The 21097-nt window shown below is 57.6% G+C and carries 20 protein-coding genes; 10 read left to right on the forward strand and 10 right to left on the reverse strand.

Translation table 11 applies throughout. The annotated features are described in order from the left end of the window. The coding region (locus G502_RS0101260) for a transposase (protein ID WP_155957766.1) at window positions 1–261 on the reverse strand (261 nt) is incomplete at its 3' end. A gap of 345 nt (window positions 262–606) precedes the next feature. Here G502_RS0101260 and G502_RS18095 point away from each other — a divergent pair. From G502_RS18095 to G502_RS0101280, 4 genes are all read left to right on the forward strand, one after another. Next, window positions 607–1530, forward strand: coding sequence for a glycine--tRNA ligase subunit alpha (locus G502_RS18095; RefSeq protein ID WP_022726847.1), 924 nt, complete (start codon window positions 607–609; stop codon window positions 1528–1530). Continuing rightward, window positions 1523–3610: a glycine--tRNA ligase subunit beta gene (glyS, locus tag G502_RS0101270; RefSeq protein WP_022726848.1), complete on the forward strand. Its 2088-nt coding sequence runs from the start codon at window positions 1523–1525 to the stop codon at window positions 3608–3610. The genes G502_RS18095 and glyS overlap by 8 nt, the downstream gene beginning before the upstream one ends. Window positions 3611–3653: 43 nt before the next feature. Then, a complete protein-coding gene (gene ppdK / locus G502_RS0101275) occupies window positions 3654–6326 on the forward strand; it encodes a pyruvate, phosphate dikinase (RefSeq protein WP_026988936.1) in 2673 nt (890 codons plus the stop codon). A 187-nt stretch (window positions 6327–6513) separates the two neighbouring features. Then, entirely contained in the window at window positions 6514–7461 is a 948-nt protein-coding gene (locus G502_RS0101280) for an ArgK/MeaB family GTPase (RefSeq protein ID WP_022726850.1), read from the forward strand. On the opposite strand, the gene ygfZ is transcribed toward G502_RS0101280, so the two are convergent. Next, window positions 7412–8320, reverse strand: a complete 909-nt coding sequence (ygfZ, locus tag G502_RS0101285; protein ID WP_022726851.1) for a CAF17-like 4Fe-4S cluster assembly/insertion protein YgfZ — start codon at window positions 8318–8320, stop codon at window positions 7412–7414. The genes G502_RS0101280 and ygfZ overlap by 50 nt on opposite strands. Window positions 8321–8417: 97 nt before the next feature. On the opposite strand from ygfZ, the gene G502_RS0101290 reads away from it, so the two are divergent. Then, on the forward strand, window positions 8418–9527 hold the full coding sequence (locus G502_RS0101290; RefSeq protein WP_026988937.1) for a glycosyltransferase: 1110 nt from the start codon (window positions 8418–8420) through the stop codon (window positions 9525–9527). Between the two features lie 23 nt (window positions 9528–9550). Beyond that, window positions 9551–10900 (forward strand): dihydroorotase, encoded by a 1350-nt coding sequence (locus tag G502_RS0101295; protein ID WP_022726853.1) that lies wholly within the window; start codon window positions 9551–9553, stop codon window positions 10898–10900. A gap of 17 nt (window positions 10901–10917) precedes the next feature. On the opposite strand, the gene G502_RS22850 is transcribed toward G502_RS0101295, so the two are convergent. Then, on the reverse strand, window positions 10918–11136 hold the full coding sequence (locus G502_RS22850) for a CAP domain-containing protein (RefSeq protein WP_367401673.1): 219 nt from the start codon (window positions 11134–11136) through the stop codon (window positions 10918–10920). Window positions 11137–11511: 375 nt separating this feature from the next. Here G502_RS22850 and G502_RS0101305 point away from each other — a divergent pair, with 375 nt between their 5' ends. Next, the gene (locus G502_RS0101305) at window positions 11512–11826 is read left to right on the forward strand and encodes a Rieske (2Fe-2S) protein (RefSeq protein WP_022726855.1); all 315 of its coding nucleotides are present in this window, start codon (window positions 11512–11514) and stop codon (window positions 11824–11826) included. A 50-nt stretch (window positions 11827–11876) separates the two neighbouring features. Here the strand turns inward: G502_RS0101305 and G502_RS0101310 are convergent, their stop codons facing one another. The 3 genes from G502_RS0101310 to G502_RS0101320 form a co-directional block, all read right to left on the reverse strand. Then, window positions 11877–12491: an MlaC/ttg2D family ABC transporter substrate-binding protein gene (locus G502_RS0101310; protein WP_081649630.1), complete on the reverse strand. Its 615-nt coding sequence runs from the start codon at window positions 12489–12491 to the stop codon at window positions 11877–11879. A 65-nt stretch (window positions 12492–12556) separates the two neighbouring features. After that, entirely contained in the window at window positions 12557–13300 is a 744-nt protein-coding gene (locus tag G502_RS18100; RefSeq protein ID WP_022726857.1) for an MlaA family lipoprotein, read from the reverse strand. Between the two features lie 411 nt (window positions 13301–13711). Beyond that, a complete protein-coding gene (locus tag G502_RS0101320) occupies window positions 13712–14656 on the reverse strand; it encodes a hypothetical protein (RefSeq protein WP_026988938.1) in 945 nt (314 codons plus the stop codon). Between the two features lie 215 nt (window positions 14657–14871). On the opposite strand from G502_RS0101320, the gene G502_RS0101325 reads away from it, so the two are divergent. Continuing rightward, window positions 14872–15372, forward strand: coding sequence for a pentapeptide repeat-containing protein (locus G502_RS0101325; RefSeq protein WP_022726859.1), 501 nt, complete (start codon window positions 14872–14874; stop codon window positions 15370–15372). 67 nt (window positions 15373–15439) lie between these two features. Here G502_RS0101325 and G502_RS0101330 read toward each other — a convergent pair whose 3' ends face one another. Next, window positions 15440–15958: a superoxide dismutase family protein gene (locus G502_RS0101330; protein WP_022726860.1), complete on the reverse strand. Its 519-nt coding sequence runs from the start codon at window positions 15956–15958 to the stop codon at window positions 15440–15442. A 292-nt stretch (window positions 15959–16250) separates the two neighbouring features. Here G502_RS0101330 and G502_RS22940 point away from each other — a divergent pair, with 292 nt between their 5' ends. Beyond that, window positions 16251–16487, forward strand: a complete 237-nt coding sequence (locus tag G502_RS22940; RefSeq protein ID WP_026988939.1) for a metallothionein — start codon at window positions 16251–16253, stop codon at window positions 16485–16487. A 4-nt stretch (window positions 16488–16491) separates the two neighbouring features. Here G502_RS22940 and G502_RS0101340 read toward each other — a convergent pair whose 3' ends face one another. The 3 genes from G502_RS0101340 to G502_RS0101350 are packed head-to-tail and all read right to left on the reverse strand — an operon-like array spanning window position 16492 to window position 18645. Continuing rightward, entirely contained in the window at window positions 16492–17001 is a 510-nt protein-coding gene (locus G502_RS0101340) for a GNAT family N-acetyltransferase (protein WP_022726862.1), read from the reverse strand. After that, on the reverse strand, window positions 16998–17510 hold the full coding sequence (locus tag G502_RS0101345; protein ID WP_162140931.1) for a GNAT family N-acetyltransferase: 513 nt from the start codon (window positions 17508–17510) through the stop codon (window positions 16998–17000). The genes G502_RS0101340 and G502_RS0101345 overlap by 4 nt, the downstream gene beginning before the upstream one ends. After that, entirely contained in the window at window positions 17503–18645 is a 1143-nt protein-coding gene (locus G502_RS0101350; RefSeq protein WP_022726864.1) for a succinylglutamate desuccinylase/aspartoacylase family protein, read from the reverse strand. The genes G502_RS0101345 and G502_RS0101350 overlap by 8 nt, the downstream gene beginning before the upstream one ends. 129 nt (window positions 18646–18774) lie before the next feature. Here G502_RS0101350 and G502_RS18105 point away from each other — a divergent pair, with 129 nt between their 5' ends. Beyond that, a complete protein-coding gene (locus tag G502_RS18105; protein WP_022726865.1) occupies window positions 18775–21072 on the forward strand; it encodes an ATP-dependent helicase in 2298 nt (765 codons plus the stop codon). Window positions 21073–21097 lie beyond the last annotated feature (25 nt).

A 21097-nucleotide genomic window follows, 5' to 3' on the forward strand; every position in this document is an offset into this window, starting at 1 on the left:
CACCCGGGCAAACTCGGGCAGGTTCGGTTCCAGGCCCGGCAGCTGTCCTGCGCGCGCCTGGCGGCGCCAGCTCGAGAGGTGCTGCGGGCGCAGGCCGTGGCGCCGCGCCACCTCGGCAACGCGCGCATCCGGCTCAAACGATTCCGCGACAATCCGCGCCTTGGCCTCCTCCGTCCAACGCCGCCGGCCCGTCGGGCCCTCCAGCACATCAAGGCGCTCGACACTATGGTCGAACTCCTCCACTAACAAATGTTGGTCCATTTGGTATCCCGTATTTCGATAACACTGGGACCAACAGTAACCTATACAAACCCGCTACTGGAGTATGGGGCTCTCGCACCGCTTACGTCGTTATCCCTGCTGCGAGAATTGATACGGAGTACGGGCTCAATTGGATGAGTTGGGCTGTGCGAAAATTTCAGTAACTATAATTTTCAATATGTTATGCCCTTATGCCCATGTGGAATCACTGAATTGAGTGGTTCTTTGCCACCACCATGAACTGCATATCTGACAGGGGTGCAGGGAACCTGTGTACGGCTTGATTTGGCGACCTGCTCTCTATAGGGTGCGCTCGCCTTCAGACGCGCAATTCCGATTGTTTTCATGCCCAAGATCGCCGCCGACCCGACGACCTGTTTTCAGAGTCTGATCCTCAAGCTGCAAAGCTATTGGGCTGAACAGGGGTGTGTCCTCCTGCAGCCTTACGACATGGAGGTGGGAGCCGGAACTTTTCATCCGGCCACGACCTTGCGCTCGCTCGGCCCTGAGCGGGACTGGAATTGTGCCTATGTCCAGCCTTCGCGGCGTCCGACTGATGGCCGCTATGGCGAGAATCCCAACAGGTTGCAGCATTACTACCAGTTCCAGGTACTGATGAAGCCCTCCCCAGCAAATATCCAGGATCTCTATCTTGGCAGCCTGGAGGCCATGGGGATCAATCCACTGGAACATGACATTCGCTTCGTCGAGGACGACTGGGAAAGTCCGACCCTGGGGGCCTGGGGTCTGGGTTGGGAAGTTTGGTGCGACGGTATGGAGGTCACGCAGTTCACCTATTTCCAGCAGGTAGGTGGCATCGACTGTGACCCTGTTCCTGTTGAATTGACCTATGGTCTCGAGCGCCTGGCCATGTATGTCCAGGGCGTGGACAATGTCTATAACTTGGACTGGGATGGCTTGTCGGAAAGCCGGGGAGGTAAGTGCTATGGCGATGTCTTTCTGCAGGCCGAGCGCGAGTTCTCGGCCTACAATTTCGAGCATGCCGACACCGAGCGCCTGTTTCAGCATTTTTCAGATGCCGAGGCTGAATGCGCCCTGTTGCTGAAGCAGAAGCTCGCTTTGCCAGCCTATGATCAGTGCATGAAGGCAAGTCATCTCTTTAACCTGCTGGATGCCAGGGGGGTCATCTCCGTTACCGAAAGGCAGGCTTATATCGGCAAGGTCCGGGCCTTGGCCAAAGGCTGTTGCGAGGTCTGGGTTGGAAGCTTTTCCAGCGTGGAACAGGCGCAGGAGGCGACAGGTGCCTGAGTTGCTGCTTGAATTATTCGGCGAGGAAATACCGGCCCGCATGCAAGCGCGGGCCCGAGATGACATGCAGCGATTGCTGTCCGACAAGCTAAACGAAGCGGGCCTGGCGTATGAAGAGATCGAATGTTTCGTGACTCCACGCCGCCTTGCCGCCGTGGTGCGCGGCTTGCCGGAACAGCAGCCGGATGTGACAGAAGAGCGCAAGGGGCCCAAGGTTGGCGCACCCGACAAGGCCGTTGAAGGCTTCCTGAAGGCCAATGGCCTTGAAGACATTTCCCAGGCTGAAGTCCGGCAAACAGCCAAGGGCGATTTCTATTTTGCCGTTCGCCATATCGAAGGGCGCTCCACGCGTACGGTGCTGCCCAGTGCAATTGCTGCGGCACTTCTGGGAATGTCCTGGCCTAAGTCTATGCGCTGGGCCAGCGGGCAGGGGCGTTGGGTTCGCCCCCTGCACAGGGTTATGGCAATCTTCGAAGGAGAGCCACTTGGTGACGCGATACAGCTGGCTGATCGCGGGTTTGACGTTTCCCACAGCAGTGTCTTGGGGCACCGTTTCCTGAGCCCCGAGCCCTTTGAGGTCGGCTCCTTCGAGGAATACCGGGACAAGTTGCGCAAGGCCTATGTCATCCTGGATCAGGATGAACGCCGGCGCATCATCGTAGAACAGAGCGCCTCGCTTGCGCATTCCGCTGGATTGGCGGTGCGTCCGGATCCTGGCCTTGTCGATGAGGTGGCGGGACTTGTGGAATGGCCGGAAACCCTGATTGTCCCCATTCCCCGGGACCTGATGGAACTGCCTCCTGAGGTCCTCATTACAGCGATGCGCAGTCATCAGAAGTATTTTGCGTTGGTCAAACCGGATGGGGCGCTGGCGGATCGTTTCCTCCTGGTGACCAACATGGAGGCGCCCGAAGGCTCGCAAATCCGGGATAACATTGTCTCCGGCAATGCACGCGTACTGCGTGCTCGCCTGGATGATGCGCGTTTCTTCTGGGACCAGGATCGCAGGGACAGCCTGGAAAGCCGGGTACAGGCGCTGTCCGACATGGTCTTCCATGCCCGATTGGGTAGTCTGGCTGACAAGGTTGGGCGTATTGAAGCGCTGGCCGTCGGGCTTGCACATCGCATGGATGACGTGGATGTTGATCGTGTGCGCTCGGCGGCACGGTTGTGCAAGGCCGACCTGACCACCGAGATGGTCGGGGAATTCCCTGAGCTGCAGGGCATCATGGGGCGCTACTATGCGGACCAGGACGGTGAGCATGAGGAGGTGGCCCAGGCCATAGCCGAACACTATTCTCCTTTGGGGCCCAATGACGCCTGTCCTTCGGCCGGTGTTTCCGTGGCCGTCGCGCTGGCCGACAAGATCGATACACTGGTCGGCTTCTGGGCTATCGACGAGAAGCCGACAGGCTCCAAGGACCCCTATGCACTGCGTCGAGCGGCTTTGGGTGTTATTCGCCTGATCGTCGAGAACAACCAGCGCCTCCCCTTGCTTGAGGTCTTCAGGGAAGCTGAGGCAACTTTCAAGGAACTGAAAACCGAGCAGGTGGAAGAATCCCTGCTTGAATTCCTGGCAGACCGCCTGAAGGTAACCCTGCGTGACCGTGGTGTGCGTCATGACCTGATATCAGCGGTCTTTTCACTGGGGGATGAGGATGACCTGGTTCGCCTGCTGGCTCGGGTCGAGGCCCTGGAGACTTTCCTGCAAAGCGAGGACGGGGCAAACCTGCTGACCGCCTGGCGGCGGGCAGCGAATATCGTTCGAATCGAATCCAAGAAGGATGCACGTGTTTTTGAAGGCGAGGTGACAGAATCACGCCTTGAAGAAGAGGCAGAGGCCAGTCTTTACAAGGCGCTGGAAAAAGCGTCGGCCGATGCCAGAACGGCTCTGGGGAGGGAAGATTTCGCAGAAGCTATGGCGGCCATGGCGGCCTTGCGTCGTCCGGTGGACGCCTTTTTCGACAGCGTGACGGTGAATGCAGAGGCCAGTGGGATGAGGGAAAACCGCTTGAACCTGCTGGCCCGTATTGGCCTGACGCTGTCCGAAGTGGCTGATTTTTCGAAGATTGAAGGATAGACGCGGCGCAGCTGTGCGCCGACTATCGGGAGAAAGTGTCAAGATGTCCAAGTGGGTTTACAACTTTGGCGGCGGAGACTCCGAAGGCCGTTCGGATATGCGCAACCTTCTCGGCGGCAAGGGGGCCAATCTTGCCGAGATGGCGTCCATCGGCTTGCCCGTGCCGCCCGGTTTTACCATCACGACGGAAGTCTGTGCTCACTTCACGCAAACATCCGAGTACCCGAACGAGCTGACCACTCAGGTCGAAGAGGGACTGAAGCACATTGAAAAGATCACCGGTGCGAAGTTTGGCGCGCCAGACAATCCCTTGCTGGTCTCTGTTCGTTCGGGTGCGCGGGTTTCCATGCCCGGCATGATGGACACGGTTCTGAACCTTGGCCTGAACGACAGCACGGTGGAGGGGCTGGCCCGTCACTCCAACGATGAACGTTTCGCCTATGACAGCTATCGCCGCTTTATCCAGATGTTCGGGGATGTGGTTCTGGGCGTGGACCACTATCACTTCGAGGAAATCCTGGAACTGGCCAAGGAGGACCGGGGCGCCCACCTGGATACGGAGCTGACGGCCGAGGACTGGAAAGGAGTCATCGAGCAATACAAGGCGAAGATCGCCGATGAGATCGGCACGCCTTTCCCGCAGGATCCCAAGGACCAGCTCTGGGCGGCCATCGCCGCTGTCTTCCAGTCCTGGACCAACCAGCGTGCCGTGACCTACCGGCGCCTGCACCAGATTCCCGAAGCCTGGGGCACCGCCGTGAATATCCAGGCCATGGTCTTCGGCAACATGGGCGATGACTGTGCGACCGGCGTGGCCTTCACGCGCGACCCCTCCACCGGCGAGAACGAATTCTATGGCGAGTATCTCGTGAACGCCCAGGGTGAGGACGTGGTCGCCGGTATCCGCACGCCGCAGAATATCACCGTGCGTAGCAAGGAAAAGCAGGGCTCGGACATGCCGGCCATGGAAGAGGTCATGCCGGACGTCTTCCGCCAGCTGCTGGAGGTGCGGGGCCTGCTGGAACGCCATTACCGCGACATGCAGGACATCGAATTCACCGTTCAGGGCGACAAGCTGTACATGCTGCAGACCAGGGCCGGTAAGCGCACGGCCAAGGCCGCTCTCAAGATTGCCGTGGACATGGTGAAAGATGGTTTGATCAGCGAGGAGGAGGCCGTTCAGCGCATAGATCCGGCTTCTCTGGATCAGTTGCTGCATCCGACGCTGGATCCAAAGGCCGAACGCAAGGTCATTGGCCGCGGTTTGCCGGCATCCCCGGGCGCGGCCTCAGGAACCATCGTCTTCACCGCCGATCAAGCCGAGAAGCTGGCCAATGACGGGCAAAAGGTCATTCTGTGCCGCATCGAGACCAGCCCTGAGGATATTCACGGCATGCATGCGGCGCAGGGCATCCTGACCACGCGTGGGGGCATGACCAGTCATGCGGCCGTTGTGGCGCGCGGCATGGGGCGTCCCTGTGTTGCCGGTGCCGGTGAGCTGCGCATCGACTACAAGGGGGGAGTCATGCGTGCCGGGTCCGTCGAGTTGAAGGAAGGTGATCGGATCACCATCGATGGGGCTTCCGGCGAGATCATCCAGGGCGACGTACCTACGGTTCAGCCCGAGCTGAGCGGTGACTTTGCACGCCTGATGGAATGGGCCGATCGCACGCGCACCTTGAAGGTCCGCACCAATGCGGAAACGCCCACCGATTGCCGGACTGCAGTTCAGTTCGGGGCTGAGGGGATCGGCCTGTGCCGGACCGAACACATGTTCTTTGAGGCCGATCGCATCATCGCCGTGCGTGAGATGATCCTGGCTGAAAGCGAAGCGGGGCGCAGAAAAGCACTCGAGAAAATCCTGCCGATGCAGCGTCAGGACTTCATCGACATCTTCCGGATCATGAAGGGTCTGCCGGTCACCATTCGCCTCCTGGATCCACCGCTCCATGAATTTCTGCCGAACGGTGAGGCGGAACTGGAAGAAGTGGCTCGTTCGGCCGGCGTGCCGGTAGAGCAGACACGGGCGCGCATGCTGAAACTGCATGAGGTCAATCCGATGCTGGGACATCGCGGATGCCGCCTGGGGATCACCTATCCCGAGATATACGAAATGCAGGCCCGCGCCATCTTCGAGGCTGCGGTTGAGGTTCACAAGCAGGATGGCGATACCATCGTGCCGGAAGTCATGATTCCTCTTGTGTCCGTGAAGAAGGAACTGGAGATCTTGCGCGCCCTGGTCAAACGGGTGGCCCAGGAAGTCATGGACAGTCATGGGCAGAAAATCGAATACCTGATTGGCACGATGATCGAGTTGCCGCGTGCAGCCCTGCGTGCGGCGGAGATTGCCGAAGAGGCCGATTTCTTCTCGTTCGGTACGAACGATCTGACCCAGACGACATTTGGCCTGTCCCGTGACGATTCCGGCAATTTCCTGCCGGCCTATCAGGCTCAGGGAATCCTGGAGCAGGATCCCTTCATCTCCCTGGACCGTGAAGGTGTCGGCGAACTGGTTGGTATTGCGACGGAACGTGGCCGCGGTGCCCATCCGGATATCAAGCTTGGTATCTGCGGTGAGCATGGTGGGGATCCGGCCTCGATTCGTTTTTGTCACGAGACCGGACTGGAATATGTCAGTTGTTCCCCATTCCGTGTTCCGATTGCGCGCCTTGCAGCAGCACAGGCAGCCCTGAAAGAAGCCGAACGCGACGTATGATTGGATGAAAGGTCAAGGGGCCTTGGGCCGGAAAACGCCCGGAGCACTGCTTCGGGCGTTTTCTGATTCGGGATCCCCTGACCGGCCGACAACAAGGCTGGAGCGATATCTTGGAACTTCCGTGTTCGGGCAGTAGGCTGCTGCAACAAGGGTTTATCAACCAGCTTGGCCCGGAAAGATGATCTGAATGACTAAAGGTTATAGGGACCACAGCCAGATAAGAGGAAAGGCCGCTATCGCGCAGGCCTTGGCCGCCGTCGAGCGCCATGCCGATGCTGTGGAAACTCGGCAGATGCTTGCCGAAGCATATCGTGCGCCCAAGGGGCATGTGATCGGTATCACGGGCCCCCCTGGGGTCGGTAAATCCACATTGATAAGAGGTCTGATCGAATCCTTCCGACAGGAAGGGCTGAGCGTGGCGGTGGTCGCCGTGGATCCCTCGTCTCGTCAAAGCGGAGGTGCCTTGCTGGGTGACCGCGTGCGTCTGGGCGGAAATCCGGAGGATTCCGGTCTGTTCATACGTTCCATGGCGGCCCGGGACCGTCTGGGCGGATTGGCGGATGTGACCTGGGCTGCAACAGTCTTGCTGCGGGCACATTATGAACGGATCCTCGTGGAGACCGTTGGCGTCGGGCAATCGGAAACCGACGTGGCCAATCTGGCTGATAGCGTGGTCTTCTGTGTACAGCCTGGAAGCGGGGACGTACTTCAATTCATGAAAGCAGGAATTGCGGAAACCCCGCATCTGGCGGTGGTTACCAAGGCGGACATGGGCTCTGCAGCTCACAAGACCGAAATGGATTTACGAGAAGCCCTTCCACCCCGATCAAGAGATGGCAGTGAGGTCTCCATTCTGCGCCTGGCCTTGCAGGAACCCGATGGTATCGAGCCCTTGCGGATGGCATTGGAAAACCGCTGGGCGACTCTATGCTCCAGGCCCGACAGGCTGGCCATCAAGCGGTTGAATCAGGCTGAGCACTGGCTGGAAGACGCTCTGCGCAACCGCTTTGGCCGTGAGGGCGTGAAGCGCTGCGTGAACCTGGAATTGAGTGAGGAAGAGGTGCCTTTCGATCGCTTGGCGGAGCTCAGCGCGAGTCTTGCCAGAAATTGGCCCAATCAGGTTGACGGGGCTTGAGCTTGGCATCGCCGGCTTCAAGGAGTGGGTTGTCCTCCTTCTTGAAAATATCCAGTCGCAGCAGAGCAAGCGCACGCCCGTTGGCAGAAGAGCGAACTTCGCCCACCTGTTTCCCATCCAGTGTAACGGCAGTGCCGATTTCAGGCAGAGAACCTTCCACCTCAACAGGCATCAGGCGTTTTTTCACCAATCCACGGTACTTGGTGCGCGCTGTCAGTTCCTGTCCCATGTAACAGCCTTTCTGCCAATCCACGCCGCCAAGCTCGTCGAATCCGTTCTCGAGCAGGGTTGCACGCTCGGCCTCCATGTCACGGCTGCCATCGGGAAGGCCCAGGTCTATGCGCTGGCTGTCATAGTCCTCCCGCGTGCCGGTTTTTGCATTGAGTGACGACAGCAACTGGGTGGCCTGGTTCGCCGGGGCAACGAGACGCAGGCCGGCAGCAGGGTGGCGGGGATCGCGCATCAGGATACCATCGCCATAGGACAGGCTGGCGCCTGCTTGCGTGGGCAGGTCCAGATTTTCAGGCAGTTCTCCGTAAAGGGCATGGACCTCGAACGCCTCACTCAGATCCGCCATCTCGACTTTGGAGCGGAGCTTGTACATGCGCAGACGCTTCATGAGGTCTGCACGGCGTGCCGCTTCCACGTCCATCCAAAAGGTGTCTTCCGCGGGCTGGGCGATGAAGAAATCGTACAGGTACTTACCCTGGGGGGTCAGGAAAGCGGCCCAAATGGACTGGTTCGGGCTGACACGGTTGACATCATTGGAGACAATTCCCTGAAGGAAATCCCTCAAATCCGGGCCGTTCAGGGCCAGGAGGCCACGTTCTTCAAGTTTTACGGCGAAAATTCTGCTCATGCTGTTATCCTTCTTCCGCTGACCTAGGTAAGTGGCCGGGCGAGTCGGAACAAGAAGGTTCCTGGTGAAAAGACCCGGTTCTCAGTGGGGGCGTTGCATGCGCATAATGCACATCGCCGATTTCGGCCGTGATGAACCGGAATTGTGCGCACTTTTTGCCAGGATTTGTACCACCTTTCACGACCCCGTGTGGCGTGACGAGGTCAGCCAGCAGATCCTGATTCGCAAAAATGCAATGCCTACATCCGACCTGGAGACCATGGGGTTGAACCTGGAAAGCCTGCCATTTCGTCGTTGGCTGGATTTTTCCACGCCTACGCGGGTAGCCGATAGTCTGCAGGTCTATCGTCCGGATATTGTGCTTGTCTGGCGAGCGGAAGCCATGGGTGCGCTCAGGCTGGAGACTCACCGTTGTCTCATTGGAATCGCAAGTGATTACGGGCCAGTTTCTCGCTGGCGGGCCTGTCGCCGATTGATTGCCCTGAACGAGGATTTGGGAGAGGCCGTTCGGGAGCAGGGCTGGTCCGATGATCATATCGATCTTCCGAGCATGCCTGTCAGCAACGAGATCGTTCAGCCTTTTCCGCGCAAGGGCCTTCACACGCCCTTTGAAGCTGATCTTGTGGTCAGTACGCCTTTGAAGACTGGAGATACCGGCGGCTACGGCCTGATCCGGATGCTTGCCGAGATGAAGGACATATTCCTGTGGATGATTGCACCCAGGCGGGATCACAAGAAACTGATGGCCTTTGCCGATCGAATGGAAACGACCAGCCGATTGCGGTTGCTCGAGCCGCGACTCGACCACAGGGCATACTACGCAGCGGCGGATGTGGTGGTCGCTGCCAGCACGAAGGATACCATTGGCTACAGCGTCATCGAAGCCTGGAGCCAGAGTTGCCCGATTGTCGGCGCTGGAGCGATTGGTCCGGCCTGTTTGATACGGCATGGCGACAGCGGCATGCTGAGCAGCAGCGGAGATGACAAAGCCCTGCAACGCACCTTGCGTCGGATCCTGCAGGATCCCATCCTGTACGATCGCCTTGCCGCGGGCGGCAGGCGGGTCTATGAGACCCACCATCAGGAAAGTCTGGCAACGGACGGTTGGCTTGCCTGTTTCTACCGTGCACTGGGACAGGCTGTTCCCGTGAGTTCGACGACACGAACGGCGGATGATCAAGGCAAGCATGCCGACATTACCGCCTGAGTATGTGAACCGGAGAATTTATAATGACATCTACATTCGATTTGCTCCTCAAGGGGGGAACCGTCTTCACGCCAAACGGACCAGCAGAATGTGATGTTGCGGTTTCAGATGGGCGCATTGCGGCACTTGGCTCCTTCGAGCCGCGCTCCGCCAGGGAAGTTCATGACCTGAAAGGACTGACGGTGCTTCCGGGCGTGATAGACAGCCAGGTGCATTTCCGGGAACCTGGCTTGGAGCACAAGGAAGATTTAGAAAGCGGGACCCGTGCAGCCGTGTTGGGTGGGGTCACCGCCCTGTTCGAGATGCCCAATACCAACCCCTCGACCCTGACGGCAGAGGCCTTGAACGACAAGCTGGCGCGTGCAGAAGGCCGGGCCTGGACGGACTTTGCATTCTATATGGGTTCGGCCGAGGAAAACGCAGACAAGCTTGCAGAACTGGAGATGCTCCAGGGCTGTTCAGGCGTGAAGGTCTTCATGGGATCTTCAACGGGTAGTCTTCTGGTCGAGGATGATGACTCGCTGCGGCGTGTCCTCGCCTCCGGGCGCCGCCGCGTTGCCGTCCATGCCGAGGACGAGGCGCGATTGCGCGAGCGGTTGTCCGTGATCGAGGAGGGAAGTGGTTCCGAGATGCATCCGGTTTGGCGCGATGTGGAAACGGCGGTCCGGGCGACAAAGCGCCTGCTGGCCTTGTCGCGGGAGACGGGACGGCGTGTTCATGTCCTGCATATCACCACGGGTGAGGAAGTGGCCTTGCTGGCCGAGCAGAAGGAACTGGTGACCTGCGAGGTCACGCCCCAGCACCTGACCCTTTCTGCCCCTGAATGTTATGAACGCCTAGGGGCCCTGGCCCAGATGAATCCCCCGATCCGCGATGCAGAGCACCGCGAAGCTCTGTGGGAAGGTGTGCGCCAGGGTGTGTTTGACGTCCTGGGGTCGGATCATGCGCCTCATACGCGAGAGGAAAAAGAGGGAACCTATCCGCGGATTCCCTCTGGCATGCCCGGTGTTCAGACCCTGCTGCCCCTGATGCTCGATCATGTGAATGCCGGCCGCCTGACCTTGCAGAGACTGGTGGATATGACCAGTGCCGGGCCGCAACGGATATTCGCAATCGCGGGAAAAGGACGTATTGCGCGCGGCTATGATGCCGACTTCACGGTCGTCGATATGGACCGCGTCGAAACCATTGAGTCGAAATGGCTCGCATCCAAATGTGGTTGGTCCCCCTTTGAGGGAATGAAGGTAAAAGGGTGGCCTGTGATGACCATCATTCGTGGTGAAACGGTTATGCAGGATGGTGAACTTCTCAAGCAGCCATGCGGACAGGCCATTCGCTTTCAGGAAACGATACCGCCGCGGCCGTCTGAGTGATCCCTCGCGATCAAACTTTATCTCGGGTGGCCAAGGACAACGGTCCACAGGGGGCTCGGTATAGCGCTGTTGTCGTGGGCGAGAATTGAAAGACCGATCTGCGTTGCCTGCTCCAGGCGAAGATTCCTGCGGTGATCGGGGCTTTGATCCCAGGCTTGCAGGACTTGAGGGGGTGTCGCTTGCCCCGCTGCCAGGTTTTCAGCCCAAAGGCGTGCTGCGTAGCCTTCGGATTGCAGGCGGGCCTTTCAGGCAAATGTCATCCGGCGAGCAATGCGCAAAGAACCCATCCACTGCCATGTCGTTGTTGTGCCGCGCTGCGACACGGTCCAGTTTGTCGACCCTTTCCAGGAATGGCAAACCTACCTGCTGACGATAGGCATTGATCAGTTGATGGAGGGTATCCAGAGGTTCACCAGCAGTAGGCGCTGGGAAAACCAGGCTCAGCGCGAGAATCACACCGATCCAACCAGACCAGCCCTGCCGTCGGCGAGGGGTGGAATTCCCATTCCATGCAGGATATGTGAGGGAGACAATATTCATGATTCGGCACAGTGTCTGGACAAGCTGTTTCAGACTGAGCCCATATCAGAGACTGTTTCAAGGAGAGTTGAATGACCTGGCATAAGGTTGCGTCCAGTCACGATGTAGAGGACGGCAAGGCGATCGAGGTAAAGGTGGGAGAAATGCCCATCGCACTCTACAACCTCGATGGTGAATTCTACGCAACGCACAACATCTGCACACACGCCTATGCCTGCCTGCATGAAGGCTATGTCGATGGTGAAACCATCGAATGTCCGCTACATCAGGCAGTGTTTGATATCCGCACAGGCGAAGCTCTGGAAGGCCCGGTGGAGGAGCCTGTCGCAACCTATGACGTCAAGCGTGAAGGTGACGACATCTATATTGAAGTTCCTGAAGAATAACTTCGCAAAGCTGCCGGCATGCATGGACTGCTTGCATGCCGGCTGTTTGTTCAGTCGGGTCGAAAAGCACCCTGGTCGAGCTTCTGTTTCAGGGCCTCGATCAGGCCGGAAAGCCCGCCGCGCTGATTCATCACTGACCCATACTCGTCGCGCAGGGTGAGCGCCATACTGGCCCCCTCGGCACGAACGTCAAGAATGCTGAATGTGCCATCCTGGTTGCGGACACGCCACTCAGTGTTCACCGTATCGCCTTGTTGCCGATCAAAGTTGACCCTGACCCAGGAAAGGCTCTCGTTCTGGGCATCCGTACGGCTGCCGTTGGTATGAAAGGTTTCCCCCTGATATTTCTCAAAAAGGGGAAGGAAACGCTGGATCAGATAATCCTCGAAAACCTGGATGAATTCCTTTCGCTCCTCATCGCTGGCACTGCGCCAGTGGCGGGCGATGATGAACTGGCTAATGGAGCGCAGATCAAAACCTTCCTGTAGCAAGCTGCGGAACCTCTTTTCCCGCTCGTCCGAGGAGATGGATTGATCCGTCAGTTCTTCCAGGGCTTTTGTGCCGAAGTCCTTTATGAACTGCTCAGCATTATCCTGTGCGGCCGCCGGAGCACAAAGGCCCAGAAGCAAGAATACGACGGAAAAATATCTGGTCACTGATTTCATGGGCTCCCCGCGGGCAAAATCGGTTGCACAGAGGTGTGATTGTAGCAGCGCTCATATAAGCTGGGTCAATCGATACCTTCGATCTGATTGTCTCGGTTCTCGATCTGATATTGCCTGTTCTGTCGCCAGAGCGAACGGAAACGTGCGTATGGGTCAACGGAATCCTCGGCGATTTCATCGAAGTTCTCGATATTGCGCGCCCTGAAATCAATACCGCGCAACCCACTGCGCGCAATGCTGACTTTTCTTGCTTCATCTCCGTTCAGTAGATAGGTCAGCGGATCAAAGAACATGTCCACGACACGCCCACCGGTGTCACGCAGGGAAGACGGTCCAAGGACCGGAAGAACAAGGTATGCGCCTTCTCCGACGCCATAGCTTGCCATGGTCTGCCCGAAATCCTCGTCATGATAGGGGTGACCGAGCTCGCTTGCCGGGTCGAAGAAACCAAGTCCGAATGCAGTGTTGATGAAGAATCGAGCGGCCGTGTCGCTGGCGCGATCCGGGTTGCCCTGTAGGAAGTCGTTTGCCAGCACAACCGGCGTGCTGAGATTTCTCAGGAAATTGCGAACCGAATCCTTGACCGGATCCGGGAAGAGGTCCCGGTAGGTTACCGCTATGGGGCGGATCAGGATCACGTCCAGGGCCTCGTTGAAGGCAAATACGAAGCGATTGAGGAGTTCCAGGGGGTCGTCACTGATGACCTGGGTATCTGTACCGTAAATTGCAGATGCGTCCTCGTCACTCAGATATCCGTCATCGTCGCTGTTCTGTGCATACTGGACAGAGCCGGGAGAAAGAAGGTCCATGGGCTGACCGCTGACCTGTCTGTGACCATCCGGAATTTGGCCACAAGCGGAGAGGAGCATCGTGACACTCACCAGGACGGCTGACGCTGTGATCCGTATCCTGCGGATACTGCAAGGGGCTGATGAACAACCCTTTGCTTGTTCTAGAGTGATCTCAGATTCCATTATTTGCCCCATGTTGCCAGCTGGCCACAGCACGATTGCTTCAATCCAGTTTCAATGTCTGCAGGTGGATGTGCATGCGACTGGCAAGCCGCACCCCTGCTCACATCATCCCCCCGCATTATAATGACTTGAATGAATGTGAGTAAGAACTAGTGCCCAAGTATCATATGGAAAGGTTAAACGCTAGTTATCGTGCGCGCTTTGGGCAACAGGTTATGGCTGTGTGTCTCGATTGCACCGGCCTTATCAAGGCGAGTCCTCGCTTGCTGGCAAAAGGTGACGGTAAAGTGGGACACAGAGGGCGGGCAGCATGTACATGGGAAGCTGCGCAAGGGCAAAGAACAACGCAACATCGTAATCCGTGGTCTCTGGCAGGGATGCAAGCAATAGTCCCATGTTACAGTTTCCGCTCATGAGTCCAGCCGTCAGTGCCCGGCTGCGCCCGAGTTTGAAAAAGACCAGGAAAGCGGAAACCTGAAGCAAGGGATTGGCGATGAAAGCCGCGGCCACCCAAAGGGCTACGGTATAGGGTCTCTGGAAGAGTGTAGCCGTTACCCCGTCCATGATGCCAATGGCAAAGACAAGCATGACCAGAACGATCGCGCCGTCGATTTCTCTTGCTGCAGTACGTAGCCGATAATTGCCAGCAAGCTTGCGCACTACAAGCGAGGCCAGGAATGCGCCTCCAACGACCATGCCCATACGTAACATGAACTCGTAGGTGCTGACGTCCAGTTCCACACCCAGCAGCCAGAAAGAGACTGGCGGCACGGTGAGCGGCGCCAAGAGGGTTGCTATCAACCCCACGACGATGGCGAGCGCCGCATCCAGGCCGACGAGCAAGGCTATGGCGCTGGCTCCCAGGATAGGAGGGGCAGCTGCCATCAGGATCAAGGCGGTTTCCAATGCCTCAGGCAGGGGGAATGGCAAGAGCAAGAGCATGATCAGGGCGGGAGAGATCACCAGAAGCCAGACCAGCAGGGCTACCAGGCTGAAAGGATGCCTGAAGTAGCTGCTCATCGTTTGCCACTCGATGCGTAGCAGTGAGAAAAACAGAAGGATACCGACAATCGGGCCAATATGCGGGCGCAGCAAGGCAGCCAGGTCGGGAGCGGCAAGCCCCAGGAAAACACCAATAAACAGGACCTTGGGTCCGTGGCCTCCGCAAAAACTCAACACGGAACGTATCAAGACGTACCCCCCACTTTATCATTTGCTCATGAACGCTATCTTCTTTTCCTGGGCACGGCCATTGCACCAGGCACGCTTTTCCACGAAGGCAGGCGTTCTCAGACTGCAATGCTTTCCCGGCCATTTGGCTGGAATGGGATAAACGGTGGCCTTGATGGAGGTCTGCTCTTAGTGTGATGTATCATCCTGTTGGATCAAAAGGCTCTTTTTTCCTGATGCGAATTCCGTTCCTGGCAGCGCTGGCATTGATGTTATCTCTGGCAAATCCCTCTCTAAGCCAAGCCGGTTGCAGCGATCCGCCTGTCGAGGGGGCGGATTGGCAGAGATGCTCGTTTGACGGGCTCGACTATTCCGGTGTGAACATGCCGGACTCCCGATTGCGAGAGGCCAGCTTCTTTCGTGCCGATTTTTCTGAAGCCGACCTGTCGGGTATAGATGGCTACAAGGTGAAATTTGTCAGTGCGAATCTGCAGGCTGTGAATCTGACAGATGCTGATCTGGTGAATGCCGATTTCACGAATGCGGATTTGAAAGGGGCAAGTCTTTCAGGGGCCAATTTGCGGGATGCCCGCTTCTACAGAGCCAATCTGCGGAATGCGGACCTCAGTGGCGCCACCTTGGACAATACAGACTTTTCCTTTGCCGATCTGTCGGGTGCGACCTGGACCGATGGTGAGTATGTATGCCGGGAAGGGTCCGTTGGCCGCTGCAATTGACAGGAGGCGTGGGACTTGCTTTTCAGCAAAAGAAGTCTTGATAGCGAGACTGAGTGGCTTCCTTGCCCTATTCGATCACGGCACAGGCAATGCGACGGCCCGCGTCGCCCGAAGGTTGGCTCTCGTAATCATCGGCATCAGCGTGAATGACCAAGGCACGACCTCGTATACCGTTGTCCGTGTCATCAAGAGTAACGAGATGGTTGAAGATCTCGGCACGAAGTTTTCCATCGGGCTGAACCTGTTGATTGGGCAAGTCGCCGGCATGGGGGCCATCAGGGGAATAATAGCCGTGAGAACGATTGTCGGGATTGAAGTGACCGCCAGCTGAGTCAAAGACACCGGCCGGGTCGCACTCTCCGTTCTCATGAATATGGACTGCGACCCAAGTCGCTTCAGGCAGCCCGTCAACGCTGAGATCAAGCAATATGCCCGAAGGGGTCTCCTCGGCCGTGGCGTTTCCGATTTCGGTGCCGTTCACATTCAAGAAGATTGCGGTTGCGGTAGACGATTCTTCTGCCACTGCAATTGAGGTGACCAAAAGCCCCATGCCGGAAAGAAGAAGACTCGGGAATTGTTTCTTCATCGTCAAACTCCCTGATGCTGGCAGACTGTTCTGAACAGCCTGCATAAGGAAAAAATATGTTTCCCAGTCAATGAGGCTAATAGCTATATGAATTCTGGCCAGTGTTATTTTTCGATCATCATGTAGAAACGACGTTTTGTCTGTTGGGCATCACGATTTCGGAGAATGATCACTACTTTCGGGAAAATATTTCCTGTAGAAGCCAGAGAAAGGTCACAAGCTTATCCTTTGATACGAAGCTCTGGTTCACGAAATGGAAAGTGTTCTACTACACGTACAGGAGGACCTGGAAATGGCCAGATGCGATCAATGTGGCAATGACTATGACAAGGCATTCCAAGTCACCATGCAGGGACAGAGCTCTACCTTCGACAGCTTTGAGTGTGCCATCCGCGCCTTGGCGCCTGTCTGTCCCCAGTGCGATTGCCGGGTAATCGGGCACGGTGTCGAGAGCGATGGCAAGGTTTTCTGCTGCGTTCACTGCGCTAAGGAAGCTGGTGCGGGGAGTGGACTCGCAGACAGGAACTGAAGGCTCAGGACGTTTCCCGGGAGGTAGTAGCCAGTTCCTGTAGGCTGTCCCCCTCGAGACGATAAGGCAACCAGTCGGACTGGTGACGGAATCCCAGTTTTTCATAGAAACTGCGGGCAGGATTCCAATGAAGGACCGAGAGGTCGAGGCGCGGGCAGCCTCTCTGTCGAGCGATGATGGCCAGCCGGGTGAGTAATTGTCTGCCCACCCCAAGGCCACGCGCACTTTCGCGAACATAGATGTCCTCGAGATACAATCCAGGGCGCCCGGCGAAGGTCGAGTAGCTGTGAAAGAACAGGGCGAAGCCCAATGCAGTTGGCGGTGATTCGGCGACTTCATGGTCGTCTTCGGCAAAAAGGCATTCGAAACGGGGGGAGGGGCCGAAGCCATCTCGTAGCAAGTCTTCTTCACTTGCGTGCACCTGATCCGAAAGTCCTTCAAAAGCAGCCAGTTCCTTTATCAGCTGCAGGATCTGGGCACAGTCCTCCTTGCAAGCAGGTCGTATGCTGATCAAGAGCCACTCTCCATTTTGGTGAAGTTCATCAGGGCTGGGCCCTCGATCCGATAAACATCTTCGCCAGGGTGCTGGAATCCGCAGCGCTGATAAAAGGCTACGGTTTCCGGATTGTCACTGCGGACGTTCAGTTCCACGCGAGCAATGCCTTGCTCGACGGCCCTACTACTGGCCTGCCTAAGCAGCAAGCGCCCAAGGCCCAGTCCACGCGCCGAGGGCCTTACGTAAAGGTTTTCCACCAATAGCACGGGGCCACCCAGGAAAAGCGAGAAGACCTTGTAGAAGGCGATATAACCAAGCCTTGCTCCATATGGTCCTGCAAGGAGAGCACCGAAGGGCGGCGGCGTCTGCCTCAGCCAGCTTTCAACCCTGTCAGGATTCAGGTGCTCCAATGCCGTTTTTCCTTCACTGGCGGCCAGTTCCCGGATCAGTTCGGAAAGATCGTCTGCATCCTGTGGGCCTGCCAACTGGATCTCTGTTCGGGCTGTCGGGTCGAATGCGCTAGTCATCAAGCAGTAAGCCTTTACGTTCGGGCAATGGATCTCGTCCGGCAATCTTGGCAATGCTTTCACCAGCTTGAACATATTTTCTAAGGCGCCGGCACAACAGCAGCCCGGAGGTTCCGGCCCGGATGGATTGCCTATTTGTCGTATCGTCTTCAGCTTCAGGATCAACCAACTCTGCTATGACGGTATCGGAGGTTACCTGCTGACCCAGTTCAGCCTGATAGACCACGATACCCGTGGCAGGTGCCCTGAGAATTTCACAGGCCTCCAACGCGGTTGCCTCGCATTGCAAGGCTGGTATGTCTTCCGCTTGGCCTTCCACCAGTCCCGATCTTTGCAATTCCCTGAATATGGCCTGGGCGTCTTTTGCAGCAAGGTGGTCGTCGACGTCTGCCTGGCCACGCAGTTCGATAGTTGCGGAAAAACAGCCATCTCTCGGGATCGGCACGTCAGGAAAGACCTCGGCCAGTCGCGGCCAGGGCGTGGAGAAAGCTTCGTCAAACGATCCGCCTCCGGAGTCCTCGGCCAGCAGAACTGCTGCACAGGCCAGGTCCGCTGCCAGACCCTGGCCCTCCGGCCAATGATGAGGGGTGAGGTAGAGGTGCATCAGTGCATCGTCATCGCAGTGCAGATCCAGGACAAGATCGGCATCACAGGCCTCCAGCGCCAGAAGCTGCTTGAGATGTCCGCTCTCGCTTCTTGGTTCCATGCTGGCGAGGGCCGACCTCATGGCCTTCCGGATGGTATCCCTGTTCTGCTCTATATCGTGACCTAGCTTGCCGCTCAGTTCCTCCAGGGCCAGCTCGAAAAGATCCGGCCAGGATCGATTGAAGTTGCCGCCTTCTCCCAGATCATGACGGCCCAAGTGCACGCCGTTGATGAATTGGGAGAGTCCTATCGGGTTTGCGTAAGGGACAAGCGTGATCTGCCCCTGGATCCGATTTGCCGATGACGCAGCGTGCAGCAAGGTCAGTAGATGTTGTGCCACGAGCATTGCAGGCGTTTCATCTGCGTGTAAGGAGGCCTGTATGTAGGCTTTCCTCTTCGCGTCGGAAGGCCCGAAGCGGTGAATCAGCAGCTGATGCTCTGTGCCTGGTGGACTGCCTTTAAGGATCTGGCGTTCAATGCTATGTGACATATGGTTTCCGTGGAATTCGATATCATGAATAGATGACCGGAGCTGTCTGTCTGGTCAATACAGGCCGGGAAATCAGCACGCTGCTTCATGTTCCCTGCACTTCACTTGGTAAAGAGCTAGAAGGAAAGCATGTCAATCTCGTCGCCTCCATCCACCTCCGCGCAGAATGACAGGGATGCTCTGCCTGCCGCCGTTGCCGAAGGCCTGAACGATGCCCAGCGGAATGCCGTGGAACAGCTGGACGGCCCGGTGCTCATGCTGGCCGGTGCCGGTACGGGAAAGACGCGTGCCTTGACCACACGCTTGGCGCACCTGCTTTACAGTGGGAAGGCAGCGCCGGGACAGATCCTTTCGGTCACCTTCACGAACAAGGCGGCGCGCGAAATGAAGGAGCGCGTGGCCGGGCTGCTAGGGCGCCCCTCTGTTGAAGGCTGGTGGTTAGGAACTTTTCATGCCCTGGCCGCACGGATCCTGCGTCATGAAGCCGAAGCCGTTGGGCTGAAATCAAATTTCACCATTCTCGACAGCGATGACCAGCTGCGTTTGTTGAAACAGGTCATGCAGGCCGAGAACATCGACGAGAAGGCTTGGCCTCCACGCGCCTTGATGTCGATCATCGAACGATGGAAGGACAAGGCACTCACACCGGACCGCGTTTCGGTAGAAGACAGCTCGGAATTTGCGGGCGGGCGCGCACCAACTCTCTATGCGCTCTATCAACGCAGGCTGAGAGAACTGAATGCCTGTGATTTTGGCGACCTGCTGTTGCACTGTGTTCACCTGTTTCAGACGAATGAGGAGGTCCTGCGACGCTATCAGGACCAGTTCAAGTACATCCTGGTGGATGAATACCAGGATACCAACATTGCCCAGTATCTCTGGCTGCGCCTGCTGGCGCAGAAACACAAGAATATCTGCTGTGTCGGCGACGATGACCAGTCGATCTATGGATGGCGGGGGGCGGAAGTGGGAAATATCCTGCGGTTTGAGCAGGATTTCCCTGGAGCTCATGTCATTCGCCTCGAGCGCAACTATCGCTCCACCCCCCACATCCTGGGTGCGGCCTCCGGCCTGATTTCCCACAATTCGGGTCGTCTGGGGAAAACGCTTTGGACGGATGGTGACCAGGGCGAGCCCATCCGTGTGCGCGGACTTTGGGATGGAGAGGCCGAAGCCCGTTTTGTGGGCGATGAAATCGAGGCACTGCAGACCAAAGGGCATGCTTTGTCGGAAATTGCCATCCTGGTCCGCACGGGTGCACAGACTCGCGAGTTCGAAGAACGCTTCGTAACCCTTGGACTGCCGTACCGCGTCGTCGGTGGTCCGCGTTTCTATGAGCGCATGGAAGTTCGCGACGCCCTGGCGTATCTGCGGTTGCTGACATCCACGGACAATGACCTGGCGTTCGAGCGCATCTGCAACAAGCCGAAACGTGGGCTGGGGGATGCGGCACTGAAGACCCTTCACGAAACGGCGCGGGCTGGCGGTTTGTCATTGTTTGGGGCCGCCCGCCGCCTGACGGAAACCGATGAATTGCGTCCCCAGGCACGGCGTGCGCTCAAGAGCTTTATCGGGCTTTGTGACAAATGGCGTGAAGACATGCTGCAGATGCCGCATCCGGAGCTGGCGGAAACGGTGCTGGAAGAGTCCGGCTACACCGACATGTGGCGTCAGGACAAGTCGATTGAGGCGCCAGGGCGGCTGGAGAACCTGAAGGAGCTTATCGACGCGTTGGCTGAGTTCGAGACCCTGGCCGGGTTTCTGGAGCATGTCAGCCTGGTCATGGAGAATCTTGAGGACAGCAGCCAGGACCAGGTGTCCGTCATGACCTTGCACGCTGCCAAGGGTCTGGAGTTCGAGACCGTTTTCTTGCCCGGTTGGGAGGAGGGGCTGTTCCCCAACCAACGGGCGCTCGACGAGCAGGCCTTGAAAGGGCTGGAGGAGGAACGACGCCTTGCCTATGTGGGCCTGACGCGCGCCAAGGTTCGTGCGATCGTCAGTTTTGCTGCCAACCGTCGTCTCTACGGCTCCTGGGCAGCAGCCATTCCCTCCCGCTTCATCGATGAGCTTCCCGAGGAGCATAAGGTCCAGGAAAGCGACCAGGGTCTCTATGGGGCTTCCGCACAGGCCTGGGGTGGGGGACGCTTCGGTGGTTTTGACGATTGGGGACAGACAAGGGTATCACCGGGCATGATGCGCGCCCGTGAGCGCTCATCCGACAAGGTCATAGATGTCCAAGCTCAGCCGGTGCAGAAACAGACCTCCGACACATCGGGTTTTGCGCCAAAGGCGCGTGTTTTCCACCGCAAGTTCGGTTATGGAACCGTGGATGTGGTGGATGGTGATCGCCTGACCATTCGCTTCGATCATGCCGGGGAGAAAAAGGTCATGTCCTCCTTTGTCGTACCGGCAGAGGAAGCAGACTGAAGCCGCCCGCCTCTCGCAGTATCGA

It is taken from the genome of Fodinicurvata sediminis DSM 21159 (genome assembly GCF_000420625.1).
GTDB classification, from domain to species: Bacteria; Pseudomonadota; Alphaproteobacteria; order Kiloniellales; family DSM-21159; genus Fodinicurvata; species Fodinicurvata sediminis.